At 50.4% G+C, this 516-nt stretch carries 1 pseudogene; it reads right to left on the reverse strand.

Annotated elements, in window-relative coordinates:
* Window positions 1-503, reverse strand: a pseudogene (locus GO013_RS17565) (AAA family ATPase); the annotation flags it as partial.
* Between the last annotated feature and the right edge of the window lie 13 nt (window positions 504-516).

Genomic DNA, 516 nt, shown 5'->3' on the forward strand with positions numbered 1-516 from the left:
CGGGCAATGCGGTCGATCAAGTCTCGGCGCAAGGTGGACTTGCCGGAACCGGACTCTCCGACGATGGCCATAAATCCGCCGTGCCGCGCCGTGTGGTACAGAGCCTCGCGGACGTAACGGATTTCGTTGCTCAGGAATACATCCTTGTGGCCCTGAACTTCGCCGAATGGGTTGTCCATCAAACCAAAATGACGTTTTGTTTCAGGGAACAACCCTTGCTTTCTCAACAACATAATACTTTCCTCCTTCGTTTTACTTTCAACGGATTTTGTTTTTACCTTTGCACGAGATTTACGAAACAGGTGTTTGACCTTGTTCTTATTCGCATTAACCTTGCGCAACTCCTTCCTAATAGCGGCCTGAAGATCGGTTTTCTTCGTCTTTTTCGGCCACCGGTCGTGGTTGACGATATCGTTCACGGCTGCCGGAGAGAGGTCCAATCCTCGCGCCAGGTCTCGCTGTGAGAGTCCGCAAATATCAAGTAACTCCTTCAATTTGGTCATTGTCTAACTCCCG

Origin of the sequence: Pseudodesulfovibrio sp. JC047 (assembly GCF_010468615.1) — a bacterium.
Lineage (GTDB): Bacteria > Desulfobacterota > Desulfovibrionia > Desulfovibrionales > Desulfovibrionaceae > Pseudodesulfovibrio.